Source organism: Pseudonocardia sp. DxW (assembly GCF_058448985.1).
Genome location: NZ_JBZFLK010000007.1, coordinates 192,848 through 219,314 on the forward strand (window position 1 = coordinate 192,848; position 26,467 = coordinate 219,314).

At 74.3% G+C, this 26,467-nt stretch carries 27 protein-coding genes; 5 read left to right on the forward strand and 22 right to left on the reverse strand.

All coding sequences use genetic code 11. From position 1 onward, the window contains the following. Positions 1-66 precede the first annotated feature (66 nt). The gene (locus ACVJO7_RS13310; protein WP_344028588.1) at positions 67-1,005 is read right to left on the reverse strand and encodes a tyrosine-type recombinase/integrase; all 939 of its coding nucleotides are present in this window, start codon (positions 1,003-1,005) and stop codon (positions 67-69) included. 31 nt (positions 1,006-1,036) lie between these two features. After that, on the reverse strand, positions 1,037-1,369 hold the full coding sequence (locus tag ACVJO7_RS13315; protein ID WP_491673118.1) for a hypothetical protein: 333 nt from the start codon (positions 1,367-1,369) through the stop codon (positions 1,037-1,039). 109 nt (positions 1,370-1,478) lie between these two features. On the opposite strand from ACVJO7_RS13315, the gene ACVJO7_RS13320 reads away from it, so the two are divergent. Genes ACVJO7_RS13320 through ACVJO7_RS13330 form a run of 3 tightly spaced genes read left to right on the forward strand, consistent with a single transcriptional unit; the run spans position 1,479 to position 5,691 of the window. Further along, on the forward strand, positions 1,479-2,639 hold the full coding sequence (locus ACVJO7_RS13320) for a tyrosine-type recombinase/integrase (RefSeq protein ID WP_491673119.1): 1,161 nt from the start codon (positions 1,479-1,481) through the stop codon (positions 2,637-2,639). Continuing rightward, the gene (locus tag ACVJO7_RS13325) at positions 2,636-5,098 is read left to right on the forward strand and encodes a tyrosine-type recombinase/integrase (protein WP_491673120.1); all 2,463 of its coding nucleotides are present in this window, start codon (positions 2,636-2,638) and stop codon (positions 5,096-5,098) included. The genes ACVJO7_RS13320 and ACVJO7_RS13325 overlap by 4 nt, the downstream gene beginning before the upstream one ends. Continuing rightward, positions 5,095-5,691 (forward strand): hypothetical protein, encoded by a 597-nt coding sequence (locus tag ACVJO7_RS13330; protein WP_491673121.1) that lies wholly within the window; start codon positions 5,095-5,097, stop codon positions 5,689-5,691. The genes ACVJO7_RS13325 and ACVJO7_RS13330 overlap by 4 nt, the downstream gene beginning before the upstream one ends. Here ACVJO7_RS13330 and ACVJO7_RS13335 read toward each other — a convergent pair. The 8 genes from ACVJO7_RS13335 to trmD form a co-directional block, all read right to left on the reverse strand. After that, positions 5,681-6,577, reverse strand: a complete 897-nt coding sequence (locus ACVJO7_RS13335; protein ID WP_491673122.1) for a DNA-processing protein DprA — start codon at positions 6,575-6,577, stop codon at positions 5,681-5,683. The genes ACVJO7_RS13330 and ACVJO7_RS13335 overlap by 11 nt on opposite strands. Continuing rightward, on the reverse strand, positions 6,574-8,088 hold the full coding sequence (locus ACVJO7_RS13340) for a YifB family Mg chelatase-like AAA ATPase (protein ID WP_491673123.1): 1,515 nt from the start codon (positions 8,086-8,088) through the stop codon (positions 6,574-6,576). Before ACVJO7_RS13340 ends, ACVJO7_RS13335 begins: the two co-directional genes overlap by 4 nt. Continuing rightward, a complete protein-coding gene (locus tag ACVJO7_RS13345) occupies positions 8,088-8,453 on the reverse strand; it encodes a YraN family protein (protein WP_491673124.1) in 366 nt (121 codons plus the stop codon). The genes ACVJO7_RS13340 and ACVJO7_RS13345 overlap by 1 nt, the downstream gene beginning before the upstream one ends. Positions 8,454-8,600: 147 nt before the next feature. Beyond that, entirely contained in the window at positions 8,601-8,924 is a 324-nt protein-coding gene (locus ACVJO7_RS13350) for a DUF2469 domain-containing protein (protein WP_085912401.1), read from the reverse strand. Beyond that, the gene (locus ACVJO7_RS13355; RefSeq protein WP_491673204.1) at positions 8,921-9,715 is read right to left on the reverse strand and encodes a ribonuclease HII; all 795 of its coding nucleotides are present in this window, start codon (positions 9,713-9,715) and stop codon (positions 8,921-8,923) included. The genes ACVJO7_RS13350 and ACVJO7_RS13355 overlap by 4 nt, the downstream gene beginning before the upstream one ends. A gap of 89 nt (positions 9,716-9,804) precedes the next feature. Then, positions 9,805-12,192 (reverse strand): signal peptidase I, encoded by a 2,388-nt coding sequence (gene lepB / locus ACVJO7_RS13360; RefSeq protein ID WP_491673125.1) that lies wholly within the window; start codon positions 12,190-12,192, stop codon positions 9,805-9,807. 42 nt (positions 12,193-12,234) lie between these two features. Next, the gene (rplS, locus tag ACVJO7_RS13365) at positions 12,235-12,594 is read right to left on the reverse strand and encodes a 50S ribosomal protein L19 (RefSeq protein ID WP_344028571.1); all 360 of its coding nucleotides are present in this window, start codon (positions 12,592-12,594) and stop codon (positions 12,235-12,237) included. Between the two features lie 343 nt (positions 12,595-12,937). After that, positions 12,938-13,714: a tRNA (guanosine(37)-N1)-methyltransferase TrmD gene (gene trmD, locus ACVJO7_RS13370; protein ID WP_491673126.1), complete on the reverse strand. Its 777-nt coding sequence runs from the start codon at positions 13,712-13,714 to the stop codon at positions 12,938-12,940. 146 nt (positions 13,715-13,860) lie between these two features. On the opposite strand from trmD, the gene ACVJO7_RS13375 reads away from it, so the two are divergent. Both ACVJO7_RS13375 and ACVJO7_RS13380 read left to right on the forward strand, forming a co-directional pair. Continuing rightward, on the forward strand, positions 13,861-14,511 hold the full coding sequence (locus ACVJO7_RS13375; RefSeq protein ID WP_491673127.1) for a hypothetical protein: 651 nt from the start codon (positions 13,861-13,863) through the stop codon (positions 14,509-14,511). Next, a complete protein-coding gene (locus ACVJO7_RS13380) occupies positions 14,484-14,783 on the forward strand; it encodes a hypothetical protein (protein WP_491673128.1) in 300 nt (99 codons plus the stop codon). The genes ACVJO7_RS13375 and ACVJO7_RS13380 overlap by 28 nt, the downstream gene beginning before the upstream one ends. Here the strand turns inward: ACVJO7_RS13380 and ACVJO7_RS13385 are convergent. The 12 genes from ACVJO7_RS13385 to ACVJO7_RS13440 all read right to left on the reverse strand — a co-directional run bounded on the left by ACVJO7_RS13385 (position 14,725) and on the right by ACVJO7_RS13440 (position 26,353). After that, a complete protein-coding gene (locus ACVJO7_RS13385; protein ID WP_491673129.1) occupies positions 14,725-15,261 on the reverse strand; it encodes a Clp protease N-terminal domain-containing protein in 537 nt (178 codons plus the stop codon). The genes ACVJO7_RS13380 and ACVJO7_RS13385 overlap by 59 nt on opposite strands. Before the next feature lie 13 nt (positions 15,262-15,274). Beyond that, on the reverse strand, positions 15,275-15,490 hold the full coding sequence (locus ACVJO7_RS13390; protein ID WP_491673130.1) for a helix-turn-helix domain-containing protein: 216 nt from the start codon (positions 15,488-15,490) through the stop codon (positions 15,275-15,277). A 108-nt stretch (positions 15,491-15,598) separates the two neighbouring features. Continuing rightward, positions 15,599-16,171, reverse strand: coding sequence for a ribosome maturation factor RimM (rimM, locus tag ACVJO7_RS13395; RefSeq protein ID WP_491673131.1), 573 nt, complete (start codon positions 16,169-16,171; stop codon positions 15,599-15,601). Further along, on the reverse strand, positions 16,168-16,407 hold the full coding sequence (locus ACVJO7_RS13400; protein WP_344028556.1) for an RNA-binding protein: 240 nt from the start codon (positions 16,405-16,407) through the stop codon (positions 16,168-16,170). The genes rimM and ACVJO7_RS13400 overlap by 4 nt, the downstream gene beginning before the upstream one ends. 34 nt (positions 16,408-16,441) lie before the next feature. Continuing rightward, positions 16,442-16,939 (reverse strand): 30S ribosomal protein S16, encoded by a 498-nt coding sequence (gene rpsP, locus ACVJO7_RS13405; RefSeq protein WP_491673132.1) that lies wholly within the window; start codon positions 16,937-16,939, stop codon positions 16,442-16,444. 148 nt (positions 16,940-17,087) lie between these two features. Then, entirely contained in the window at positions 17,088-18,221 is a 1,134-nt protein-coding gene (locus tag ACVJO7_RS13410; protein WP_491673133.1) for a CPBP family intramembrane glutamic endopeptidase, read from the reverse strand. Continuing rightward, entirely contained in the window at positions 18,218-19,333 is a 1,116-nt protein-coding gene (locus tag ACVJO7_RS13415; protein WP_491673134.1) for an amidohydrolase family protein, read from the reverse strand. Before ACVJO7_RS13415 ends, ACVJO7_RS13410 begins: the two co-directional genes overlap by 4 nt. Before the next feature lie 15 nt (positions 19,334-19,348). Continuing rightward, complete coding sequence (gene ffh / locus ACVJO7_RS13420) at positions 19,349-20,929, reverse strand: signal recognition particle protein (RefSeq protein WP_491673135.1); 1,581 nt, start codon at positions 20,927-20,929, stop codon at positions 19,349-19,351. A 10-nt stretch (positions 20,930-20,939) separates the two neighbouring features. After that, complete coding sequence (locus ACVJO7_RS13425; RefSeq protein ID WP_491673136.1) at positions 20,940-21,500, reverse strand: AAA family ATPase; 561 nt, start codon at positions 21,498-21,500, stop codon at positions 20,940-20,942. A gap of 648 nt (positions 21,501-22,148) precedes the next feature. Next, entirely contained in the window at positions 22,149-24,551 is a 2,403-nt protein-coding gene (locus ACVJO7_RS13430) for a [protein-PII] uridylyltransferase (RefSeq protein WP_491673137.1), read from the reverse strand. A 140-nt stretch (positions 24,552-24,691) separates the two neighbouring features. Next, positions 24,692-25,030 (reverse strand): P-II family nitrogen regulator, encoded by a 339-nt coding sequence (locus tag ACVJO7_RS13435; RefSeq protein WP_085912388.1) that lies wholly within the window; start codon positions 25,028-25,030, stop codon positions 24,692-24,694. Positions 25,031-25,033: 3 nt separating this feature from the next. Next, positions 25,034-26,353 (reverse strand): ammonium transporter, encoded by a 1,320-nt coding sequence (locus tag ACVJO7_RS13440; RefSeq protein WP_491673138.1) that lies wholly within the window; start codon positions 26,351-26,353, stop codon positions 25,034-25,036. Positions 26,354-26,467 lie beyond the last annotated feature (114 nt).

A 26,467-nucleotide genomic window follows, 5' to 3' on the forward strand; every position in this document is an offset into this window, starting at 1 on the left:
CGGTCGAGGGCGGACGCCAGGGCGTCGGGGAACGCAGGAGGCCGGACGGACGCCGGGAGCGGCGCCTCACGCCCGAGGGTGGGCCTGGTCATGAACCACCTTCAGCCGATCAACGGTCACGTGGGTGTAGAGCTGAGTCGTTGACAGCGTAGCGTGACCGAGCAACTCCTGTACGTAACGAAGGTCGGCTCCGCCCTCCAGGAGATGCGTGGCTGCGGCGTGCCTCAGGCCGTGCGGCCCCACGTCGGTGGCGCCCGGGACCGCCCGCATCGCGCGGTGCACGACGGTACGGGCCACCCGCGGATCGAGCCGCCCGCCCCGCACCCCGAGCAGCAGCGCCGCCGGCGAGCGCGGCGTCGCCAGCGCGGGCCGGCCCCGTTCCAGCCAGCGCCGCACCGCCCGTGCGGCCGGGATACCGAACACGACCGTCCGCTCCCGATCGCCCTTGCCCCGGACCCGCAGCGTGCGACCGGGCTCGTCGACCCGGTCCAGGTCCAGGCCGCAGAGCTCGGCGACCCGGATCCCGGTCCCGTAGAGCAGCTCCAGGACCAGCAGGTCGCGCAGCGCCTCCGGATCGTCCTCGGTCGCCCCGGAGATCGCGGCGTCCAGCACGGCGGCCGCCTCGTCGGCGGCCGGGACCTCGGGCAGCACCGTGACCGCGCCCGGGGAACCGAGCCGGGCGGCGGGATCGTGGGCGAGCCGCCCGGTCCGGACCGCCCACGCACAGAACGTCCGGGCGGCGGCCGTGCGCCGGGCCACCGTCGCCCGCCCGGCACCGGCGGCGTGCGTCGCGGCCAGCCGCCTGCGCAGGTGGTCGAGATCCAGCGCGCCGAGCCCGGGCAGGTCGCGCAGCAGGTCGGTGAGATCGGAGCGGTACCCGCGCACGGTGTGCGGCGAGCGGCCGCGCTCGTGCAGCAGGTGCCCGGCGAACGCCGCCACCGCGGAGGAGACCTCCGGGGCCAAGCCGTCGCCGGGATCGGTCGCGCCGGGCCGTGTGCTCGCCATGCACGGACGGTGCGCGCCCCGCGGTGCCCGGTCAAGGACCGTCCCGGCGCGCCGGGCGCTGCCAGAGCCCCTGGTGGTACTCGGCGAGGCCCCGCCCCTCCAGCTCGACCAGTGCGATCCGCACCGCGTCCGGCGCGACGCCCGCGATCTCGCCGAGCCGGCGGGCCGAGCAGGCGGCCCGGGCGGGCAGCGCGTCGTGCACCGCGAGCGTGCCCGGGGCGAGCCCGTCGGTCGGGCGGCGCTCGGCGACCCGCTCCGGGGCGAGATCGACGCCGAGCCTGCCGATGGTCTCCAGCACGTCCTCCGGTCTGCCGACCAGCTCGGCCTGCCCGCTGCGGACCAACTCGTGGCAGCCGACCGACATCGCCGAGGTTATCTACGGGGGTGATCTACTGGTATCGACTGTCAGACACGGGGACCATCGCGGCGAAGGCTGACAGTTCTACGGGAATGTCAGTGACAGGTCGGGCGGGGTGCCGGTGACGGCCAAGGGGACGTTCGCGTTCCGGCGCGTGCGGTCGTCCTCGGGCGACGTGCTTCCGGTGGTATTCGATCGTGAGCAGGGCCTGATTCATGCAGGCGCGTGTGACTGGCTGCGTTCGCTGCAGGAGTCGGGCAGCTCGCCGAACACCGTTCGCAGCTATGGGCTGCGAGTAGCCGGGTTCCTGAGCTGGCTTCCGGCGCAGGGCCTGGAGTGGACACAGGTGCGCGCGTCGACGCTCGTGCAGTGGAAGAACCATCTTGCGGTGACACCGGTGCTGCGCGCGGGCGGTGCCCTCGGGCCGCGGCAGCCAGAAACGGTGGCGGCATGGCTGGTGGTGCTGGTCGAGTTCTATCGATGGGCGGCGCTGGAGGGGCTGGTGTCGCAAGCGCTGATCGAACGGCTGACCGATGAGCAGTTCGTACGGCCGGGACGGCGCGGCGGCGAGCACGGCCACACGAGGAGCGTGCGGTCCAAGCCATTGCGGACACCGTCGGTCAAGGTTGCGGCAGCGCCGCCGTGGCTGTCGGAGGCCGCAGACCGGGAGGCGCTGCTGGCGTTGCCGTTACGACCACGGGATCGGTTCCTGGTCGCGCTGCTCTACTACGGCGCGTTACGTATCGGTGAGGCGCTGTCGCTGTTCCGTGACGATCTGCATCTGCGAGCGGAGAATGCCGCGCACGGGTGCCGCGTGAGAGGTCCGCACGTGCACATCGTCCGCAACGTCTCGAGCAACGGGGCGCGGGCGAAGTCGCTGCGGGTCGTGCCGGTGCCTGCCGGGCTCGCGCTGGCCTACCAGGAGCTGCTCAGCGAGCGGTTGACGCTGCTGGGCGAGGACCGCAGCCCGAACGTGTTCGTCGCGTTGGAGGGGCCGACCGCGGGGTGGGCGCTGAGCTACCCGGCAGTCATGGACCTCTTCCGGCGCATCTCCCGGGCACTCGGGATGCGGGTGCGCCCGCACCTGCTGCGCCACACCCGGGCGACGATATGGGTGCGCGGGATCGAGGGCGAAGCGCTGGATCTGGATGTCGTGCAGGTGTTGCTCGGGCATCGTTCGATCTCCTCGACGTTGGTCTACACGCACGCTTCGCAGGAGGCGCTGCGAGATGCCGTGGCCCGCTCCGCGGTCGGCATCCAGGAGGTGCCGTCGTGAGCGTCGTCGCGGTGCCCCTGCCGCTGCCCGCCGATCGGGCTGAGCGGTGGCGCACGTTCCTGGCGGGGTTGATCGACGATGACTGGCCGGTCGGGACGTGGGATGCGGACTCGGGGATCTTGACGATCGACCCGTTCAACGAGTTCAACGACCTCAAGGTCTGCCGGCGGGAGGGCTGCGGCAATCCGGCGAGCCGGGTCGCGTTCTGCCTGTCGTGTCGCCGGCGGGCGAACCAGTTGGGTCTCGCGGTCGAGGAGTACGCCCGGGAACGGCCGAAGACTGACCCGGCCGAGCGGCGCTCCACCTGGGGATTCGAGCAGTGCACGGTCCGGGACGACACGGGCGCTCGGTGCGGCAGAGCCCGCAGCTCCCGGGGTCTGTGTGTCTCGCACTACGTGCTGTTGAGCAAGCAAGCCCGAGCCCGGGGCGTGAGCGTCACCGACGAGCTGATCGAGCAGTTCGCCGCCCCCACGCCAGGGCGGGTGCTGCACCCGACGGTCGCCTGCCGGGTGCCCTCCTGCGAGCGGTTCCTGTCGCGGTCAGCATCGAGCGGGCTCTGCGACTTCCACGACACCGGGTTCCGGGCCGCCAGACTGCGAGATGCCACGCTCACGCCCGACCACTACGTCCGCTCCGACGACGTGCTCGACCGTCACCAGCTGCCGTTGCGGACGCTGCCGGAGCCGATGCGCACCGAGCTGCTGTTCGTCATCCAGCAGTACGCCGCCCGCGGATACGGGCGAGTGATGGTGGGCAAGCTGCGCCCGTTCATCCAGGACGCCCGCCATGACGGGCACGCCAGCCTGCTGGAGTGCTTGCGTTCGCACCCACACGCCCACCGGCTCAAGGGCGTCCGAAGCGTCGGAGTGCTCTTACTGGAGAAGGCGCAGCGGCAGTTCACCGGCTACGACTCGCTGCGCGAGGACTTGGTCTATCTGCAGGACCTGCCCCTGCGCAAGATCAACTCGAACCAGAATCCGGACCTCGCCGGCGAGCCGCTGGACATGCGCCTGTTGATCCAGCCGTGGCTGGCGGCCGGGTTCCGGGCCTGGCTCGGGTCGACGCTGGAACCGCGAGTCAGGGTTCAACGGTGCTTCGAGACCTGCACCGAAATCTCGCACGCAGTGGCTGCCAAGCGCAGTGACGCGGGGATGGACCCGACCCGATTGTCCTATGACGACATGGCGGCCGCAGTCGCCCGCGTGGAGCAACGCTGGCAGGCCAGCGCCGCGAAGGGGCGACTGGCGAGCTGGTGGGAGCTCTGCCGAGCCGCTCGCGCGGTCGGGGCCTGGGCCGAGGTCCCCGAGAGCTTCGCGCAGCACTACGCCGCCCAGAAGCGGGGGGCCCAGCGTCGCGGCCGCACCGATCAGAAGGTCGAGAGCGATCGGGTCACCCCTACCGCGGTGATCGCGCACCTGCGTGCCCACACCGCAGCCCTGAACGTCGGTCGGCACTCGGACATGTATCGGTGCGTGCTGGAGCTGCTGATGGAGACCGGCCGTCGCCCCGGCGAGATCGCCTCGCTGGATGCCGACTGCCTCGTCCAGGACCGCCACGGCGGCTGGCTGCTGCGCTACACCGCCCACAAGACCGGCGGCGTCATCAAGGAGCTGCCGGTGGAGACGCCCGTGCTCGACTCCATCCGCACCTGGCAGGCGCTGCGAGAACAGCGTGGCATCCGCGCCCGGCATCTGTTTCCCTCCGGGCGGCGTCGGATGCAGGACGAGCACGTTCCCCACATCGGCGAGCGCTACTTCGGCAAGATCCTTCACCACTACGTTCAGTCGCTGCCGCCGGTTCCCGGACCAGTCCTCGACCAGGACGGCAACGCCGTCGACTTCGACCTCGACACGGTGCAGGTCTACGACTTCCGCCGCGCCTACGCGCAACGGCACGCAGACAACGGCACCGACCCCGACGTGCTGCGCCAGCTCATGGACCACATCTCGATGTCGACCACGATGGGCTACTACCAGGTCAGCTCGAAACGCCGCCGCCGCGCCGTCACCGCGCTCGCCCCGCTCGCGCACGACCGCCGCGGCCAGCAGGTCGGGATCGGGCGCGGCCGGGTGCAGATGAAGCTCACCCCGGTGCCCTACGGCGACTGCAGCGAACCGAGCAACGTCGCCGCCGGAGGGACCGCCTGCCAACTGCGATATCAGTGCGCCGGCTGCGGGTTCTTCCGTCCCAACCCCTCGCACATCCCCGAGATCGAGAAGGAGATCCTCAAGCTCCGCTCCCAGCTGCGGATCGCCGAAGCGGCCGACACCGCCGGCTATCTCCTGGACGCGCAACGCGGGCTCATCAACGACTACGACAACGTCCTCGCTGCAATGCGCGCTCGCCTCGAGCAGATGCCCGAGGCTGAACGTCAGGAGATCGACACGATGTCCGAGGTGGTGCGCCGCACCCGCAACGCAGCCCTGGCCGGGAAACTGATCGAGGTGAGAGAGCTATGACGACCAGCCCCGCCACCCGCGCCGGGAACGCAGCAGCACTCGCGAACGCGCGCGCCGAGACCAGCGCCCGCAAACACCGCGCCGTGCTGGCCGCGCTCGACCGCGCCGAGGAGCACGGCCACCCGCTCACCGTCGCCGGCCTCGCCGCCCAGGCTCGGGTGAGCCGCCAGTTCCTCTACAGCAAGCCCGACCTCATCAAGCGCCTACGCCGCCACCAGGAACAACACCCCGGCGACGGCGGTGAGCCGCTGCGCGCGGCCCGCACGGCCGATCTGGTCCGCGCCACCGACATCATCAAGCACCTCAAGAACGAGGTCCGACAGCTCAACCAGAAACTGGACGCGGGGCTGGCGGCTCAGATCGAACTCCGCGACGAGACCCGGCTGCGGGAACTCTACGAGCAGCGCGGGCACGAACTCACGCGACTCATCGCTCAGAACTCCGACCTGAACCGGACCGTCGAGCAACTACGCGAGACGGTCCGTGGACTCGAAGACGACCTCGCCGTCGAACGCACTGCGCTGCGCGACCTCACACGGCACAGCGACAACGTCACCGACCTCCGCCCCGCGGCTGATCCGTCTATTCGCTGACGTCGTTGACACCCGAAATCCCAGCAGGAACAGGCGAACCACTTGACAGACCCCAGATAACCGAGGTCACCGGGCCGGGCAGGGCCATGAGCGGGCGCCCGAGCGCCACCGAGTCCGACGCCGTCCGCCGGGAGCCGCTGCGGTGGCCCGCCTCCACCACCAGGCAGCCCGCCCCGAGCGCGGCCAGCAGCCGGTTCCGCACCAGGAAACGGAGCCTGCCCGGGGTGGCGCCGGGCGGGTACTCGGTGAGGACCAGGCCGGTGGCCGCGATCCGCTCGATCAGCCCGGCGTGCGCGGCCGGATAGACCCGGTCCGGGCCGCAGGCCAGCACCGCGACCGTGCGGCCGCCCGCGGCCAGCGCACCGCGGTGCGCCGCGGCGTCGATGCCGAACGCGGCACCGGAGAACACCGCGACGCCGCTGCGGGCGAGCACCGAGGCGAAGTCGGCGGCCGCGTGCAGGCCGTACCGGGTCGCCGCCCGGGCCCCGACGACGGTCACCGACCGGTCCGCCAGCGCGGACGGGTCCGCCGGGCCACGGGCCCACAGCGCCACCGGCGGGGCGAGATCGGCCCGCCGGGCGGTGCCGAACGCGGCGAACTGCCAGCCGGGCCACTGCGGGTCCTCCGGCACCAGCAGCCGGGCCCCGGCCGCCGCGGCGACCGCGAGATCGGCCTCGGAGCTGTCGGCCCCCCGCCGGGCCGCCGCCCGCTCCAGCAACGCCCCGGGCACCGCGCCCCGGCGCAACCGATCCGCGGCCTCGACCGGGCCGTGCCGCTCGACGAGGTGCACCAGCAGCCGGCTCGGCGGCTCGACCGTGCGCAGCAGGTAGGCGCGCGCCCGGATGATCTCCTCGGGCACCGGCGCGGGTGCGGTCGCCGCGGTCATGCGGCACCCCGGTCCCGGAAGTAGAGCGCGGCGTCGACGTCGGCCCGGCCGGGCCGGGCCGCACCGGCGAGATCGGCCAGCGTCCATGCCACCCGCATCGCGCGATCCGCTCCGCGCGCACTCAGCTCCCCCGCGTCCAGCCGCGCCTGCAGGGCGGCCAGCACCGCCGGGGGCAGCAGGAAGCGGGACCGGAGCACGGTGCCGGGGACCTCGGCGTTGCACCGCCAGCCGTCGGCCGACCAGCGCTCGGCGGCGGCCCCCCGCGCCGCCAGGACCCGGGCCCGGACGGTTGCGGTGTCCTCGCCGCGCTCGTCGGCCGCCGCCAGCACCGTCACCGGGGACATCTGCACGCGCAGGTCCACCCGGTCCAGCAGCGGCCCGGACAGCCGGGCCAGGTAGCGGCGGCGGACGTCGGGCCGGCACCGGCAGTCCCGGTCGACCGGCGGCGCGCACGGGCAGGGATTGGCGGCCAGCACGAGCTGGAAGCGCGCCGGGTACCGGACCGTCCCGTCGGCCCGGGACAGCCGCACCTCACCCTCCTCCAGCGGGGTCCGCAGCGAGTCCAGCGCCGTCGCCGGCCAGTGCGGGCACTCGTCGAGGAAGAGCACGCCCCGGTGGGCCAGCGACACCGCCCCGGGGCGCGCCACCCCGCTGCCGCCGCCGAGCAGCGCCGCGATCGACGCCGAGTGGTGCGGCGCCACGAACGGCGCCAGCACGCTCAGCGGCGCGGAGTCCCCGAGCCGCCCGGCGACCGAGCGGATCGCGGCCAGCTGCAGCGCCTCGGACCGGCCCAGCTCGGGGAGCAGGCCGACGATCCGCTGCGCCAGCATCGTCTTGCCGGTCCCGGGCGGGCCGACCATCAGCAGGTGGTGCCCGCCGGCGGCGGCGATCTCCAGGGCCCGCCGCGCGTCGTCCTGCCCGAGCACGTCGGACAGCTCGGGGACCGCCGGTCCGTGGCCCGCGGTGTCCGGCGGGCCGGCCCGGTCCAGCTCGCGCTCCCCCGCCGCCCACTCCAGCACGTCGGTGAGCCGGTCGGCGCCGCGCGCGTCGAGCCCGTCGACCAACGCCGCCTCGGCGAGCACCGCACGCGGCACGACCGCCCGCGCCATCCCCGCCTCCCGGGCGGCGAGCAGGCACGGCAGCACGCCGCGCACCGGACGCAACCGGCCGTCGAGCGCGAGCTCGCCGAGCAGCGCGGTGCCGCGCAGCCGGTCGGCCGGGATCGCCCCGGTGGCGGCGAGGACACCGCAGGCCAGTGCCACGTCGAAGCGGGAGCCCGTCTTGCGCAGGGTCGCCGGGGACAGCGCCAGGACGATCCGCTGGTTCGGCCACGCCCGCCCGGAGTGCACCACCGCCGACCGCACCCGGTCCTTGGCCTCCTGCAGCGAGGCGTCGGGCAGCCCGACCAGGTGCACCCCGGGGATCCCGCCCCCGACCACCGTCTCGATCTCGACCGGGACACCGTCGACCCCGTGCAGGGCGACCGACCACACCCGCGCCGGCGGGCCCATCAGAACGCCGCCGGATAGTGCACCAGCGTCACCGGTCCGCGCGGTGGCATCAGCACGGCCACGACGTCGAACCGGACCTCCGCCCAGGGCAGGCGGTGGGCGGCCATCCACTCCCGGGCGAGCCCCCTGATCCGCCGCACCTTGTACGCGGTGACCGCCTCGGCGGGCTCGCCGAACCGGGTGCCGGAGCGGGTCTTCACCTCGCAGACGACGACGAGCCGGCGCTCCCGGTCGGTCGCGACGATGTCGAGCTCGCCGGCCCGGCACCGCCAGTTGCGGGACAGCACGACCATCCCGTGCTCCCGCTGTAGGTACTCGGCGGCGGTGTCCTCACCGCGGCGGCCGAGCTCGTCCTTCGCAGCCATGCGTCCACGATCGGGCCACGCGGGCGTCCCGCACCCGCCGATCGCGGACCTGTGGACGGATCGGGCACCTGGGGACGGGCACCGGGAACCGCGGCCCCGTGCCGCACCGCGCTGTCGGGGGTGTGCGGCAGGCTCGGCGGGGGCGGCTCAGCCCGGGAACGCCTCGTCGCCCGGTAACCGCAGGTCCGGGGTGTCCAGCTCCTCGATGTTGACGTCCTTGAACGTCACCACCCGCACGTTCTTCACGAACCGCGCCGGCCGGTACATGTCCCAGACCCACGCGTCCGACATGCGCACCTCGAAGTAGACCTCGCCGTCGGCGTTGCGCGGCGCCACGTCCACCGAGTTCGCCAGGTAGAACCTGCGCTCCGTCTCCACCACGTAGGAGAACTGGGCGACGATGTCCCGGTACTCCTTGTAGAGCGTGAGCTCCATCTCGGTCTCGTACTTCTCGAGATCCTCGGCGCTCACCGGCCCGCTCCTCCTGTGACGATCTCCATCGGCTCCCATCGAGTCGGATCCGCCTCCTCGGCGGACCCGTCCGGGTCCTCAGGGACCTCCTCGCTGACATCCTCATTGTGGACCAGCCCGATCGGGACCCCGCGCCCGGCCACCGCGGCGACGTTCGCGAACGAGAACCGGTGCTCCGCGCACGGTCCGTGCTCGTGCAGCGCCGCCTCGTGTTCGGGGGTGTTGTAGCCCTTGTGCACGGCGAAGCCGTACCGGTCGTGCACGGTGTCGAGCTCGGTCATGATGCGGTCCCGGGTGACCTTCGCCAGCACCGACGCCGCCGCGATGCACGCCGCGACCCGGTCGCCCTTGGGCACCGCGAGGGCGGGACGGCCGAAACCGCGGACCGCGAAGCCGTCGGTGAGCACGTACCCGGGCGGCGCGACGGTCAGTGCGGCGACCGCCCGCCGCATCCCCTCGATGTTGGCGACGTGCACCCCGCGGCGGTCGACCTCGGCCGGCGGCACGACGATCACGGCCCGGTCCAGGGCCCGCCGCACGATCCGGCCGAACCAGTACTCCCGCGCCGACGGCGTCAGCAGCTTCGAGTCGGTCAGCCCGTCGAGCGCCTTCGCACCACCCGGGCGGAGCACGCAGGCCGCGATCACCAGCGGTCCGGCGCTCGCCCCGCGACCGGCCTCGTCCACCCCGGCGACCGGGCCGAGGCCGTGCCGGTGCAGCACCGACTGCAGGGTCCAGCTGCCGGCGTCGCGGACGACGGCGCGCGGCGGGCGCAACCCGTCGGGCAGCACCCGGACCGGGCGCCGCCGTGCGGGTCGCGCACGGCGGGTCGCCGCGGCCGGGCGAGCGCGGTGCGGGGGAACCGGCACGGTGCTCCCGGTCAGGATCTCCGGCGCCACCCCGACGGGGGACGCACTGCGGGCAGGAACCGCTCGGCCTCGGCGCGGGCCCGCAGCGTGCGACGCCGGCCGAGCGCGAACGGCAGGGCCCCCATCATGCCGAGGGCCAGCGGGAGGCCGTCGGGCAGCCCCGCCGCGGAGGCCGTCGCGGTCTGCGGGTTGGTCGAGCCGAGCCAGCCGAACCGGTCGAACGGCAGCACGATCAGCCGGGCCTTGCCGATCACGTTCGCGTCCGGGATCGGTCCGTGGCCGGCCGCCCGGGAGTCCGCGGAGTTGTTCCGCGAGTCGCCCATCATCCAGTACTCGCCCTCGGGCACCGTCACCGGACCGAACGGGATCTGCCGGGCCGGACCGGCCTCCGGCAGGTAGTAGACGTAGGGCTCCTCGAGGGGCTGGCCGTCCACCATGACCTGGTTCAGCGCGTCACAGCAGGCCACCGTCTGGCCGCCGACCGCGATCACCCGCTTGACGAAGTCCTTCTCGTCCGGCGGGGCGAACCCGACCAGCGAACCGACCGTCTCCAGGCCGCGCAGCAGCGGGTTGGCCGATCCCCCGCCGGTCGAGCCCTCGGCGCTCCACCCGTCGGTGCCCCGGAAGACCACGATGTCGCCCGGCGTCACGTCGGTGAAGTTGTAGGTCACCTTGTCGACGAGCACGCGGTCGTTGGTGCAGCCCGGGCAGCCGTGCAGGGTCGTCTCCATCGACCCGGACGGGATGACGTAGACCTTCGCCAGGAAGGTCTGGATCAGCACCGTCAGCAGCAGCGCGACGCCGGCGAGCAGCAGCAGCTCCTTCCAGAAGGCGAGCTGGCGCTTCTCCCCGTCCTCCCCCTGGGTCGCCTTCGACCGGCCGGTCAGGGCGGCGATCCGGCCGGAGATCCCGGCCGGATCGCCGCGCTTCCCGGCCCGCGGGGCGTCGGCGTCCGCGGCCGCGTCGTCGGGCTGCTCGTCGGGATCCGGCTCGACGGACGGCTCCGGCGCCTCCGGGACGGGCCGGGCGGACCGGCGACGCCGGCGCTCCGGCTCGAACGCCTCGGCGTCACCGGGCGGGACGGACCCGTCGTCGGGGTCCGGTGCGCCGCGGCGCGGACCGTCGCCCGGGCGGGCCGGGGCGGCCGGGCCGCCGAACACGGTGGTCTCCTCCGGCGGCAGCGGGCTGCGCGGGAGCGGGGCGGACGGCACCCGGCCCGACGGCGCCCCCGGCGGGCGGACGGAGGGTGCACCGGGCCCCTGTCCGGGGCCTGCGGGACGGCGTCGCGGAGCGCTGTCGTAGGCGGTGGGCGGGCCGGCATCGCCGCCGTGCCGCGCACCGGGCCGGGCCGGCGCGTCGCGACCGGCGTCGCGGCGCCGCGGGGCCTCGGGCTGCTGCGGCGGGTGAGCGTCGAACCCGGCGGGCCGGGCGTAGCCGTCCGGCCGCTCCGGGTGGACCGCGCGGCGGGCGTGGCCGTTGGGCCGGGCCGGGCCGGCGGGCGGCTCGAAGCCGGTGCCGACGCCGGGGGCGGCCCAGCGGCTGTTCGCGGTGTCGCCGTGGCGGCCCGGCGCCTCGGGCGGACGGTGCCCGGGGCGGGGATCGGCGCCCGGGTGCCTCGGCGGGGGTCCGGCCGGGCCGGGCTCGCGGCGGTGGCTGCCGGTGCGGGTGGGACGGGACCCGTCGCCGTCCGGGTGCCGGACGCGGCCGGGCCGGGCCTCGCCGCCCTCCGGGCGGGCCCGCCGGGGCGGCGGATCGCCCGCACCGTCGGCGCGGCGCGGGCGGTGGTCGTCGGCGTCGTCCGGCCGGGGTCGCCCGGCAGGCGGCCAGGAACGGTCCTCGGCCCGCCTGCGGCCGCCCGTCCCGTTGGTCCCGGTGTCGGCCAGCCGCCCGGCGTACCGGGCCCGCAGCGAGTCGGGGCCGTCGGTCACGGCCCCGTCCGCACCGCCGTGGCCCGGGTCGCGGCCGTTGTCGCGGCCGTTGCGGGCGGCGGGACCGCCGGCCGGGTCGTGGCCCGGGCGATGACCGTTGGTGTAGCCGTCCGGATCGGGTGCGACGCCGTTGCGCCCGGACCCGTGCCGGCCGCGGCGCTCCCCGGCGACCGTGCCGTAACCGTTGCGGTACCGGCCGGGCCGGTCCTGGTCGTCCTCCGGCCCGGGCTCGGCGTGCCGGGTACGCACCCCGTACGACGCCGGCTCGGCCGGGTCGTCGTCCGTGCGGGCCGGGACGCCGTGCTGCAGGGCCGCCCCGAGGAGCCAGTCCTGCTCGCCGCCGGCGCCCTGGGCGTCCGCCGGCGGCGGGGCCTCGGGGGCCCGTCGCCGGCCGGGGCGCTCGGGAGCGTCGCCACCGCGATACCGCCGGGGGCGGGCCCGGCGGTCATCGGGGAGCTCGGGGAAGGCCACGGTTCGAGATTACGTCACCCGCCCGTCACGACGGGGTGACGGTCAGGACGCGGACGGGGCCTGTCGGCGCTCCTTGATCTTCGCGGCCTTGCCGCGCAGGTCACGGAGGTAGTACAGCTTCGCCCGGCGGACGTCGCCGCGGGTCGCGACCTCGATCTTGTCGATGTTCGGCGTGTGCACCGGGAAGGTGCGCTCGACGCCGACCCCGAACGAGATCTTGCGGACGGTGAAGGTCTCCCGGGCCCCGGCGCCGTGCCGGCGGATGACCACACCCTGGAAGACCTGGGTACGGGTCCGGTTGCCCTCGATGACCTTCACGTGCACCTTGAGCGTGTCCCCGGGCCGGAAGTTCGGGATGTCGGAGCGCAGGGTCTGCGCGTCCAGAGCGTCCAGGGTGTTCATGTCGACGGTCCGTCCTCGTGTGTCGTGCGTGTTCGTGCAGGTCGTGCGGTGCCACCCCGGGTTCGTTCCGGGTCTGCTCCCGGGCCACCCGGGTGATCCGCACCTCGCCGGTGGGACACTCGACCGGGTGGCGGGCTCCGGTACGGCCCGCGCGGCGCACGATCTCCTCGACCGGCGCGCACCACCGTCACCGGGCACCGCACGCGGCGCTGGCAACCCGTCCATAGTGCCAGACGGGCCGATCGGCCCGGACACCCGGTGCTCCGGGCGCCCCGGAACCGGCCGCCGGGGAGTTCCGGCGGGCGCCGGACGGTCGTCCGGATCGCCGGGTGACCGGGCCCGGTCAGCCCTGCGGCCGGTCCCCGGCGGCGTCGTCCCGCCCGGCGGCCAGCACCGCGCGGTCGGCGGCGTCGAGCGCGTCCGGCGGGAGCGCGTCGAGCAGGTCGGGACGACGGTCGCGGGTCCGTTCGAGCGCCCGGTCCCGCCGCCAGCGGGCGATCGCGGCGTGGTTGCCGCCCCGCAGGACGTCCGGCACGGCGAGTCCGCGCCAGGTCTCCGGGCGGGTGTAGGAGGGGCCTTCGAGCAGGCCGTCGGAGAACGAGTCCTCGGCCGCCGAGCGCGGGTTGCCGAGCACCCCGGGCAGCAGCCGGGCGACCGCCTCGACCATCACCAGCACCGCGACCTCGCCGCCGACCAGCACGTAGTCGCCGATCGAGACCTCGTCGACCTCGACGCCCCGGTGGCGGGCGTCGAGCAGCACCCGCTCGTCGATGCCCTCGTAGCGGCCGCAGGCGAACACCAGCCGCCGCTCGTCCGCCCAGGCCCGCGCGGTCGCCTGGGTGAAGGGCCGCCCGGCGGGCGTCGGGACCACCAGCCGGGCCGGCTGCGGCCCGGCCGCCAGTACCTCGTCGAGCGCCTCGCCCCACACCTGCGGGCGCATCACCATCCCGGGGCCGCCGCCGTACGGTGCGTCGTCGACGGCCTGGTGCACGTCGTGCGTCCAGCGGCGCAGGTCGTGCACGGCCACCTCCAGCAGGCCGCGTTCGACGGCCCGGCCCAGCAGCGCCTCGCGCAGCGGGTCCAGGTAGGCCGGGAAGATGGTGACGACGTCGATCCGCACGTGGCGGATCGTCGCAGGCGGCCGTGATCCGCCCGCGGACACCTCCGGCGCCGGTGCGCTCACCCACCGGGAGTGAGGACGCCCCCGTCCGGACCCGCCTACCGTGTGGCGACCACCTGTCGCGCACCACCGAGCCGGGAGCGCCGATGCCGTCCGATCCGCCGACCGACCGGACGGCCCCGTCCCACAGCCGGCCGCCCGGCCGGTTCGGGGCGGTGCACCGCGACCGCCTCGGAGCGCTCTACCGCGGCTCGCTGGTCGGCCGGCTGGCCGCCCGGTTCGTCGCCGCCAGCGGCTACGACCGGGCGCTCGCGCTGGCCGCGCAGGCGTTCGTCGCGCTGGTCCCCGCGGTGATGCTGGCCGCCGCATACCTGCCGTCCGGCGCGGGCGGGCCGCAGGAGTGGCTGGTCACCCGGTTCGACCTGTCCGGCGAGGCGGCGGCCGCGGTCCGGGAGCTGATGCAGCCCCCGCCGGCCCCCGCGACGTCCGGGATCGTCGGCGGAACGGTGCTGATCCTGCTCACCGGGTTCGGTTTCACCCGCACGCTGCAGCGGCTGCACGTCGCCGCGTGGTCGCTGCCGCCGCTCGGCCTGCGCGGGTACCTGCACGGGCCGGTGGCGGTGCTCGCCCTGGTCACGGCGGTCGTCTGCAGCGTCGTGCTGAGCCCGTCGGGCGACCGGTTCCCGGCCACCGCGCTGGCCGTGCACGCGGCGCTGGCGATCATCCTGTGGCTGCCGGCGCAGTGGCTGCTGCTCGCGACCGGATCCGGTTGCGCAGGCTGCTCCCGGGCGCGCTGATCATCGCCGCGGGCCAGACCGCGATCGCCGCGCTGTCCGGGCCGTACCTGCGGCTGGCGATCGACTCCCAGGCGGACCGGTTCGGCGCGATCGGCGTCGCGTTCGTGCTGGTCTCCTGGCTGCTGCTGGCCTACCTGCTCGTCGCCGCGGCGGTGTTCGGCGCGGAGATCGCCGGCGCGCCGGCGCCGGGCGTGCCGGGACCGCCCCGGCGGCTCAGCCCGCCCGGCGACCGCGCCGCTCGGACACCGCCCGGCGCATCCCGTCCAGGGTGACGCCGTGCGCGGCCAGCACCCGGGACGCCGGGTGCTCGGGATGCAGCAGCCCGAGCAGCACGTGCTCGGTGCCGATGTGCCGGTCGCCGAGCCGGATCGCCTCGCGCAGCGCGAGCTCCAGGGACTTCTTCGACGCCTTCTCGAACGGGATGTGCCCGGCGAACCACCGGCGGCCGCGGGTGCGGTCCAGCGCCCCCGGGCCGAACGTCTCCTCGGCGGCCCGGCGCACCTCGTCGAGGTCGATGCCCAGCGTGGCCAGCGCCGCCGCGTCGCCGGTGGCCCCGGCCGCGAGACCGCGTTCGACCCCGGCGATCCCGATCCCCGCGTCCCGCAGCAGCTCCTCCCCCGGCGAGCCGGGGCAGCACAGGATCCCCAGCAGCAGGTGCTCCGGGCCGATCCGCCCGGCACCGCGCTCGCGCGCCTGTTCCTGGGCGAGCACCACGGCCCGCCGGGCCGGGTCGGTGAACCTCTCGAACACGGTCGTCTCCCCTCTACAGGCCGAGCCGGCGGTACTTCTTGTGCACCGCCTGCCGGCTGATCTGCAACGCGTCGGCGATCTGCTGCCAGGACCAGCCCCGGTCACGGGCGTTGGTCACCTGGAGCTCCTCCAGGGACTCCTGCAGTCCGCGCAGGGCCGCCACCGCCGCCAGACCGACGGCCGGGTCCTTGCTGGACGCCGCCGCGGCCACCGCCGTCGCATCACTCATGGGTGTCAACTTAGGTTGACGCGCACCCGTTGTCAACCTTGGTTGACGCACTGGGCGTGCGACGGGCCCGGCGGCGCACTGCCGCCGGGCCCGTCGGGAGAGGGAGGGTCAGTCCTCGGCCGGGTCGAGCAGACCGTCCGGCGGATCGAGCACCACGCGTCCGTCCGCGAGATCGACGGTCGGGACGATGGCGCCGACGAACGGCACCAGCGCGTCGTGACCCGCCGGGCGCCGGACCACCAGCAGCGAGCCGCCGGGGCCGTGCACGACGTCGACGACGGTGCCGGCCGCGGTGCCGTCGACCAGCTCGGCGCGCAGGCCGGTGAGCTGGTGGACGTGGAACTCGTCCGGGTCGGCCGGGGCGGCCAGCTCGTCGGTCGGGAGCAGCAGCTGGACGCCGCGCAGCGCCTCGGCGGCGTCCCGGTCGGCGACCCCCTCGAACAGGACCAGCCAGCGGCCGGAGTGCGGCCGGGCGGACGAGACGGTCAGCGTGCTCGTTCCGGCGCCGCCGCGCCGGGCTCCCCGCAGGACCGCCCCGGGGGTGAACCGCTGCTCGGGCGAGTCGGTGCGCGACTCGACGACGACCTCGCCGCGCAGGCCGTGTACACGCACGACGACGCCGACCAGGACCTCCGTGGAGGCCCGGCCGGCGTCGGTGTCGTGCGGGACGGGGCCCGTCACCGGTCGGTGTCGACCACGTCGACCCGGACCCCTCGGCCGCCCACGCCGCCGATGACGTTGCGCAGCGCGGTGGCGGTCCGGCCGCCACGGCCGATCACCTTGCCCAGGTCGTCCGGGTGCACGCGGACCTCGAGGATCCGGCCGCGCCGCCCGGTGACCAGCTCCACCCGGACGTCGTCGGGGTGGTCGACGATGCCGCGCACGAGGTGCTCGAGCGCGTCCGCGAGGACGCTCATGTCGTCGCCCCCGCGGGAGCCGTGGCCCGCCGGATCACGACTCGGCGGCAGGCGCGTCGGCGTCCTTGGTGGCGTCGACGACGTCGTCGCTCTTCGTGGCGGCCTCGGCCGGGGCGGCGTCCGCGGTCTTGCCGACCCGGTCGTTTCCACCCTTCTTCTTCGGCGTAGTGGCCGCGGTGGTCGGCTCGTCGTTCGCCTCGGCCAGCGCCTGCTGGAACCGGGCGAGCTTGTCGACCTTCTCCAGCTGCGGCTTCAGGGTGCCCTCGGTGCCCGGCAGGCCCTTGAACTTCTGCCAGTCGCCGGTGATCTCCAGCAGGTTCTGCACGGACTCGGTCGGCTGCGCGCCGACACCCAGCCAGTACTGCGCCCGCTGCGAGTCGATCTCGATCAGGCTCGGCTCGTTCTTCGGGTGGTACTTGCCGATCGTCTCGATGGCACGACCGTTGCGGCGCGTACGGGAGTCCGCGACGACGACGCGGTAGTACGGCTGACGGATCTTGCCCAGACGCATCAGCTTGATCTTGACGGCCACGCTGTGTTGCTCCTCGCGAATGTCGTGTCGTGCTGCGATGAGTCAGCTGGCGCTCGCGTGGGGTACGGGCTCGCTCACTCGAAGGTCATCGGCCGTGGCTGGTAGAGGGCCGGCCACGGACCCGACGGGTTATTCTGCCAGACGGCCCTCAGACCTGCGGCAGGGCCCCGACCAGCATGAGGGCCAGCGCCAGGCCGGGCAGGAAGTTGTTCACCGCGTGCGCCACGATGCTGGCGGTGATCCGGCCGGTCAGGATGCGCGCGATGCCCAGCGGCAGCGCGACCACGAACAGCAGCGGCGCCCGAAGGAACTCCAGGTGGGCGATCGCGAACACCAGCGTGGTGATCACGAAGACCACCCAGCGGTTGCTGATCCACTTGGCGACCGCGTTCCAGAGCAGCCCGCGGTAGACGATCTCCTCGCAGACCGGGGCGATCACCACCACCCCGAACATCACGGCGAGCGCGATCGGCCAGCCGGCGGTGATCCCCTCGAACGCCACCCCGACCGAGGTGCTGAGCTCCGGGCCGACCAGATACAGGTAGAGCAGCGCGGCCGGCACGGTGACGAACAGCCCGGCGATGCCGATCAGCAGCCCGACCCCGACGTCCTCCCAGCGGAACCGCAGACCCAGGTCGGCCGCCGGGCCGTCGCCGCGCCAGAGTGTCCACAGGATGCAGGTCAGCGCGGCCAGCATCGTCGGCACCGCGATCGCCAGCAGCACGCCCCCGGCGGAGTCCACGCCGGTGGTCCAGGCCATCACCGCCGACGCGCCGAGGAACACGATCTCGACGACGAGGAAGGCCCACAGCCCCCAGCGCACCCGCGGGGTCGGTGACGGGCTCAGCCCGAACGGGCCGGTCGGCGGCTCCGGCGGCGGGCCGTGACCGGCCGGGCCGTGGTGCGGGGCGCCCGGGCCGGGCCAGGGCGGTGCGTGGCCGGCGGCGGCGTACTGCGGGGGCGGGGCGGGCCGGGCGGTGCCGTAGCCGTACGGCGCGCCGTGGCCCGGCGGGCCGGGCTGCTGCGGCGCGCCGCCGTACGCCGCCGGACCGTGCTGCTGCTGCACGCCGCCGTATGTCGCCGGATCGGGCTGCACGGTGGGGTGGCCGGCCGGGTCGTGATACCGGTCGCCCGGGCCTGCTGCCTCGTGCGCCGCGGTGCCGTCGTCGGGTGGGCCCGGTTGCGCACCGGCGGGCCCGGCCCACCCCTCCTGACCGGACGATCGGTCCCCCGGGTCCGAGGTGTGGCCGCTGGGGCCCGGCGGCCCGGGCGTGGAGCTCATGCCCCCACAGATACCCGACGGCCCCTGATCACAACCACCGACGGGTCCCGGAGCACGCCGAGGTCGTCACGCGGATCACGGTCGTAGACGACGAGTTCGGCGGGCGCCCCCGGCGCCGGACCGGCCGGTCGGCCCAGCCAGGCCCGCGCCGACCAGCTGGCGGCACCGATCGGGTCGGGATGACCGGCGCGGGCCAGCTCGGCGACCTCGTCGGCGATCCGGCCGTGCCGGATGCCGCCGCCCGCGTCGGTGCCCGCGTACACCGGCACCCCGGCCTCGATGGCCCGGCCCACCGTCTCCCAGGCGTGTGCGTGCAGGTCCCGCATGTGCCCGGCGTAGCGCGGGTACCGGGTGGCCTGCTCGGCGATCGACGGGAACGTCTCCACGTTGATCAGGGTCGGCACCAGCGCGGTGCCCCGGCGGGCCATCTCGGCGATCAGGTCGTCGGTGAGGCCGGTGCCGTGCTCGATGCAGTCGATCCCGGCGCCGATCAGGCCGGGCAGCGCGTCGGTGCCGAACACGTGCGCGGTGACCCGGGCGCCCACCTCGTGGGCGGCGGCGATCGCCTCGGCGAGCACCTCGTCCGGCCAGAGCGGGGCCAGGTCGGCGCCGTCGCCGAGACCCCGGTCGATCCAGTCGCCGACCAGCTTCACCCAGCCGTCGCCGCGGGCTGCCTGGGTGCGGACCTCGTCGACGAGCAGCCGCGGGTCGTCCAGCTCGCTGGCCAGGCCCGGGATGTAGCGCTTGGGCCGGGCCACGTGCCGGCCGGCCCGGATGATCTCCGGGAGGTCGTCGCGCAGTTGCAGGGCCGAGGTGTCGACCGGTGAGCCGCAGTCCCGGATCAGCAGGGTGCCCGCGTCCCGGTCGGTGCGGGCCTGCTCCGCGCACTCCTCCAGGTCGGTGATCGGCCCGTTCGGTCCCAGCCCGACGTGGCAGTGCGCGTCGACCAGGCCGGGGACGATCCAGCCGTCGACGGTCAGGTCTTCGGCCCCGGGCAGCGGGTCCGGGCTGATCCGCCCGGACCCGTCGACGTAGAGATCGGCACCCTGCGCGCCGTCCGGCCCGAGCAGGGTTCCGCGCAGCCGCCACCCCGCGGCAGGAAGATCCGACATGGCCCGGAGGCTACGTCACTTGTTCTTGCCGAAGTTCAGCTTGGACGGGTCGAAACCGGGCGGCAGCTGGTCCATCGAACCGAGGCCGGGCGGCAGCTGCTGCAGGCTCGGCGGCAGGTTCGACAGGTCCGGCGCACCCTGCGCGGCCCGGTTCGCCGGGTTGCCGCTGCGCCGGCCCTTCTTCGCCTGGCGGGCCTTGCGCGGGTTCTTCGGGATCTTCTTCGTCGCGCTCCGCCCGCCACCGCCGAGGCCGAACTGGCCGGCCATCTGCTTCATCATCTTGCGGGCCTCGAAGAACCGGTTGACCAGGTCGTTCACGTCCGACACCGTGGTCCCGGAGCCGTTCGCGATGCGCACCCTGCGGGAGGCGTTGATCATCTTCGGGTCGTCCCGCTCGGCGGGCGTCATGCTCCGGATGATCGCCTGCAGCCGGTCGATCTGCCGGTCGTCGACCTGGTCCAGCGCGGCCTTCATCTGCCCCTGGTTCGCACCCGGGAGCATGTTGAGGATGTTGCCGATCGGACCCATCTTGCGCAGCTGCAGCATCTGCTGGAGGAAGTCCTCCAGGGACAGCTCACCGGAGCTGATCTTCTGCGCAGCGGCGGCCGACTGCTCGGCGTCGAAGTACTGCTCGGCCTGCTCGATCAGGGTCAGCAGGTCGCCCATCCCGAGGATGCGCGACGACATCCGGTCCGGGTGGAAGACGTCGAAGTCCTCGAGCTTCTCCCCGTTCGACGCGAACAGGATCGGCTGCCCGGTGACCTCGCGGACGCTCAGTGCGGCACCGCCGCGGGCGTCGCCGTCGAGCTTGGTCAGTACGACGCCGGTGAAGCCGACACCGTCCTGGAACGCCTCCGCGGTGGCGACCGCGTCCTGACCGATCATCGCGTCGACGACGAACAGGACCTCGTCGGGCTGCACCGCCGTCCGGATGTCGGACGCCTGGCGCATCAGCTCCTCGTCGACGCCGAGCCGGCCCGCGGTGTCGACGACGACGACGTCGTACTGCTTGTCGCGGGCGTGCGCGATGCCGTCGCGGGCGACAGCGACCGGGTCGCCGGGCGGGTGGGCCGAGGTCTCCGACGGCTCACCGGAGCCGGTGGCACCCGGGTGCGGCGCGAACGTCGGCACCCCGGCCCGCTCGCCGACGATCTGCAGCTGGTTGACGGCGTTGGGGCGCTGCAGGTCGCAGGCCACCAGCAGCGGGGTGTGCCCCTGCCCCTTGAGCCAGCGGGCCAGCTTGCCCGCCAGCGTCGTCTTACCGGCACCCTGCAGACCGGCCAGCATGATGACGGTCGGCGGTTCCTTGGCCAGGTTCAGCCGCCGGGTCTCGCCGCCGAGGATCGCCACGAGCTCCTCGTTGACGATCTTGACGACCTGCTGGGCGGGGTTCAGGGCCTGCGAGACCTCCGCACCCTTGGCCCGCTCCTTGACCCGGTTGATGAACTGGCGGACCACCGGCAGCGCGACGTCCGCCTCCAGCAGGGCGATCCGGATCTCGCGCGCGGTGGCGTCGATGTCGGCGTCGGAGAGCCGGCCCTTGCCGCGGAGGTCACGCAGCGTGGATCCGAGCCGCTCGGAGAGGGAGTCGAACACCCTTACCAGCCTACTTGGCCAGTGCCAGGCCCCGGCGGGCGCCGGAGCGATCCGCGGTGCGAACCGAGGCCCAGCCCCGTTCGCGGCCCGCACGCAGCCGTTCGGAGGTCGACCTGGCGCGCTCGACGTGCACCGCGAACGGCCGCGGACGCACCACCCGGCCGCGGGCCCGCTGCCCGGCCAGCGCCTGGTCCGGGGGCACGTCCAGCCACAGCAGGTGCGGGGCCCGGCGCGACGCCCTGGCCAGCACCCGGACCGCCGCCCGGACCGCGGCCGAGGTCGCGGGCAGGTGGACCACCACGGTCTCGTCCCGGCCGGCGCAGGCCAGCACGACGCCGGTCCGGTGCGCCAGATGGGTGAGCCAGCGGTACGACCGGTACGGCGTCGCCGCGGGGAGCCGGCGCGCCAGGACGCTGCGGGCGGCGCCGGAGTCGAGCACCCGGACACCGGCCGGCGCGGTCATCGCCGCCAGCAACGTGGACTTCCCGGCTCCGGGCAGCCCGGCGACCAGCAGCAGGGTCCGGCCGGGAAGCGGGACGAGGAGCGGATCGACGGCGCGCGCAAGGCTCACGCACGACGCAACGGTCCGGGGTCGCGGATCGTTCCATCACGAACACGGCCTGTCGTGCAGGGTGGGCGTGGCGTCGCCTCGGTTCCGTTCGGTGGGGATCGTCCTCATCTGTTCCGATCGTGTGGGCTGTGGGGCCCGGGTTCTGTTGCGCGGGGCGGGGTCTCGTGGCGTGGGGTCGGTCCTGGCAGCTCGCGCCGGGCTGTGGGCGCATCGCGCCGGGGCCGTCGGTGCTGCTCCTCGTGCCGGGGCGGTCGGCGCGGCCCTCGTGCCGGGGCCGTCGGAGCAGGTCCTCGCACCGGGGCGGTCGGCGCGGGCCCCAACACCGGGCCCGTCGGTGCAGGTCGTCGCACGGGGCCCGTCGGCGCGGGCCCTCATGCCTGGGCCGTCGGTGCAGGTCCTCGCACCGGGCCCGTCGGCGCGGGCCCTCATGCCGGGGCACCCCAGCGCGGAGCCCGGGATCGGGGCACACATCGCGCCGCTGCCCGCCCGCGCGATCCACACCCCGACCACAGCCGCACGGGTTCGTCACGTTCGCACGAAATCGAATCCCGTGCGAACGCGGCGAACCCGTGCGAACGCGGCAAGACCGCGCGGGCGCGGGTGGACACGCCGAGGGGCGATGCTCGCGGAGCGCGCAGCGGCCCGGGGTCAGCCCCGCGGACGGGCCGCCGCGGCGGCGAGCACCGCCCGTTCGATCTCCCGGCGGGCCGCCCGGTCCGGCGACCCGGCGATCCCGAAGGAGTCGACGATCGAGGCGCCGAGCGTCTCCACCCGGGCCCAGACCAGGTCCACCCCGGTCCGTTCGAGGGCGGCGGTGACGTGGTGCAGCAGCCCGATCCGGTCGGTGCCGCGCAGCTCCAGGACGACCGCGCCGCTGGCCTCGTCGTCGAACCAGAGCACCCGCGGCGGCGCGGTCCGCTCGACCTCCGGCGTCGACGGCGCGTAGTCGCGTTCCTTGCGGGCCAGCGCCTCGGACAGCCCGAGCGATCCGGCCCGCACCCGGATCAGGTCGGAGCGGACGAGCGCCGGATCGGGCAGCCCGCCGAACCGCGGGGTCACCGCGAACGTGAGGACCGCGACCGCCCCGCCGTCGCCGGCCGGGGTGATCGCGACGTCGGCGGTGTGCACCTGCAACGAGTGCAGGGCCACCACGCCGGCGACCGCGGAGAGCGCGCCGCGCCCGCCGGGCAGCGCGACGGCGACGGTCGCGACGTCGTCGCCGGTGGAGAACCGGACCTGCGGCGCCCCGTCCTCGACGACCGCCTCGATCATTTCCTTGTACGCCGGGTCGGGCGGGCCCGGCTCGACGAACGGCCGCCCGTCGAGCGCGCTCAGGCAACGTCCGGCCAACCCCTGGATCAGGGTGCGCCGCCACGGGCTCCACACCCCGGGCCCGGTGCCGAGCGAGTCCGCCTCGGCGAGGGCGTCGAGCAGCTCGACCAGTACCGCGACCCGCTCGTCGTCGACGCCGACGGCGGCCCGCAGGGTGTCCAGCACCCGGGTCACCGTCGCCGGGTCCTCCGGGTCACGACGGGTGGCGGTGTGCGGGAGCAGCAGGTGGTGGCGGACCATCGCGGCGAGCATCTCGACGTCGGACTCGCGCATCCCGAGCCGGTCGCCGATCTGGCGGACCAGGGACTCCCCCACCACCGAGTGGTCGCCGCCGCGGCCCTTGCCGATGTCGTGCAGCAGCGCGCCGACCAGCAGCAGGTCCGGCCGGGACACCCGGGTGGTCAGCCGGGCGGCCTGCGCGCAGACCTCGACCAGGTGCCGGTCGACCGTCCACACGTGCGTCCGGTCCCGCGGGGGCAGGTCGCGCACCGCACCCCACTCGGGGAACAACCGGCCCCACAGCCCGGTCCGGTCCAGTGACTCGATCACGTCGACGATCGCCTGGCCGGTGCCGAGCAGCGCGAGCAGCTCCGCCAGCGCCGCCCGCGGCCACGGTGTGCGCAGCTCGGGGGCGGTGTCGGCGAGCCGGGTCAGGGTGCCGGCCGAGATCGGCAGCCCGGTGCGGGCCGCGGTGGCGGCGACCCGCAGCACCAGGGCCGGGTCCTTCGCCGCCGAGGCGTCACGGGCCAGGCCGACCTCACCGCCGTGCTCGACGACGCCGGAGTCCAGCGGGCGCCGCACGGGCGCCCGGCGCAGCGCCGCCAGTCCGCGGCGGGGCAGCGCGTTGCGTGCCTGGCGCAGGCCGACCTCGGCGCTGAAGGCGACCGCCCGCGCCGCGCCGGACAGCGCCCTGGCCAGGTCGAAGCGGTCGCCGACGTCGGTGAAGCCGACACTCGCCGCGATCTCGTCGGCGTCCTGGGCGCGCAGCACGTCCCGGGAGCGGCCGGAGTGCCGGTGCAGCTCGGTGCGCACGTTCAGCAGCAGCGTCCTGGCCTCCACCACCTCGGTGGACGGCCGGTCGACCAGCTGGGCGGTCGCCAGCGCGTCGACCAGCTGGATGTCGCGCAGCCCGCCGTGACCGCTCTTGAGGTCCGGTTCGATCCGGTGCGCGACGTCGCCGTTACGCCGCCAGCGCTCGGTGGTGGTCTCCACGATCTCGTCGAACCGGCTCCGGATGCCCGCCCGCCATGCCTGCCGGACGGCGTCCCGGACCTTGCCCGACAGGGCGCCGTCGCCGGCGATGTGCCGCGCCTCCAGCAGCCCGAGCGCGGCGCGCAGGTCGGTGGTCGCGACCTGGACGGCCTGGCCGGGGGTGCGGACCGAGTGGTCCAGCCCGATGCCGGCGTCCCACAGCGGGTACCAGAGCTGTTCGGCGAGGGTGTCGATGCCCTTGCGCCCGTCGTGCAGCAGGACCAGGTCGAGATCGGAGTACGGACACAGGTCGCGGCGGCCCAGCGCGCCGACGGCCACCAGGGCGACCCCGCCGCCCTCGCCGCCGATGCCCAGCGTCGCGCAGCGCGACGCGAGCCAGAAGTCGTGCAGGTCGACCAGCGCGGCCCGCAACGCCTCCGGACCGTGGTGGTGCCGGCCGTTGGACTCCAGGAGGACCGACTTCGCCTTGACCAGGTCCGCCGCCTCACCCGACCCGAGGACCGTCATCTCCCCGCGCCACCCGCTTTCTGCTCGTTCGACCCCGGTCGCCTCGATGGCGCCGGTATGTCCGGTTCGAGCCCGGACGGCGGACGGGCCCGCCGCAACCCCCATGGGGATGCGACGGGCCCGCCCGCTGATATCCGAGCTCAGATCGCGTCGGTTCCGCGCTCGCCGGTGCGGACCCGGACGACGGTCTCGACGGCCGTCACCCAGACCTTCCCGTCACCGATCTTGCCGGTGCGGGCTGCCTCGACGACCGCGTCCACGACCTTGTCCAGCAGGGCGTCGTCCACGACGACCTCGACCCGGACCTTGGGCACGAAGTCGACCGAGTACTCGGCGCCCCGGTAGACCTCGGTGTGGCCCTTCTGCCGGCCGTAGCCCTGGACCTCGCTGATCGTCAGACCCAGCACGCCGATCTGCTCGAGCGCACCCTTGACGTCCTCGAGGACGAACGGCTTGACGATTGCTGTCACGAGCTTCATGGGTCAGGCCTCCTGCTTCGCCGGGGTGGTCGGCTCCGCCGAGGCGGGGGGCTTCGGCGCGGAGCCGAGGCCGGCGCCGCCACGCAGGCCGGACAGCTCGTAGCCGGTCTCGGCGTGCTCGGCCTCGTCGATGCCCGTCTGCTCGACCTCGTCCTCGACCCGCAGGCCGATGGTGAACTTGATGATGTAGACGATGATCGTCGTGACGATGGCGCAGTAGACGATGGTCGCGAGCGCCGCCAGCGCCTGGATCCCGAGCTGGGTCACGCCACCGCCGTAGAACAGGCCGTTGGTCTCGTCGGGCGCGATCTCGGTGCCGAACAGGCCGATGGCCAGGGTGCCCCAGAGACCGGCGACGAAGTGCACGCCGACCACGTCGAACGAGTCGTCGTAGCCCAGCTTGTACTTCAGGCCGACGGCCCAGGCGCTGACCGCACCACCGATCGCACCGATGATCAGCGCGCCGATCGGGGACACCGCGGCACAGGCCGGCGTGATGGCGACCAGACCGGCCACGATGCCCGACGCGGCACCCAGCGAGGTGGCCTTGCCGTAGCGGACCTTCTCGACGATCAGCCAGCCGAGGATCGCGGCGGCGGTCGCGGCGATGGTGTTGGTGAACGCGTAGGCGGCCGCCCAGTCGGCGGCACCGGAAGAACCGGCGTTGAAGCCGAACCAGCCGAACCACAGGATACCGGCGCCCAGCATGACCAGGGTCAGGTTGTGCGGCCGCATGGCCTCACCCGGCCAGCCGCGACGCTTGCCCATGATGATGCAGAGCACCAGGGCAGCGACACCGGCGTTGATGTGGACCGCGGTACCACCGGCGAAGTCCAGCGCGCCAAGACCGGCGGCGATCCAGCCGTTGTCCAGGTCGAAGACCCAGTGCGCGACCGGGAAGTAGACCAGCGTGGCCCAGAGGCCGGAGAACAGCAGCCAGGCACCGAACTTCATCCGGTCCGCTGCCGCACCGGCGATCAGCGCGGTCGTCAGGATCGCGAACATCGCCTGGAAGCTCACGAACGCCAGGTCCGGAAGGGCGTTGGCCTCCTCGTCGTTGGCGAGGATTGAGCTCAGGCCGAAGTTCTCGAACGGGTTGCCGAGGATGCCGCCACCGATGTCGGTGCCGAAGGCCATCGAGTAGCCGTAGAGGATCCACAGGACGCCGACGATCCCGAGCGCGCTGAAGCACATCATCATCATGTTCAGCACGCTCTTGGACCGGGCCTGGCCGCCGTAGAACAGGGCCACACCTGGCGTCATGAGCAGCACGAGCGCGGCACACGCCAAAATGAAGGCGGTATCACCGCTGTTGAGTTCCACTGGTTCGTTCCCTCCCACGTCTGTCGGTGTCCGACTGGGGAGGAAGGATGTAGATCCTGTGTTTCGCACTAGCCGCCGGCTAGTTTCCAGGCGGTTAACACGGTCCCTTGACAG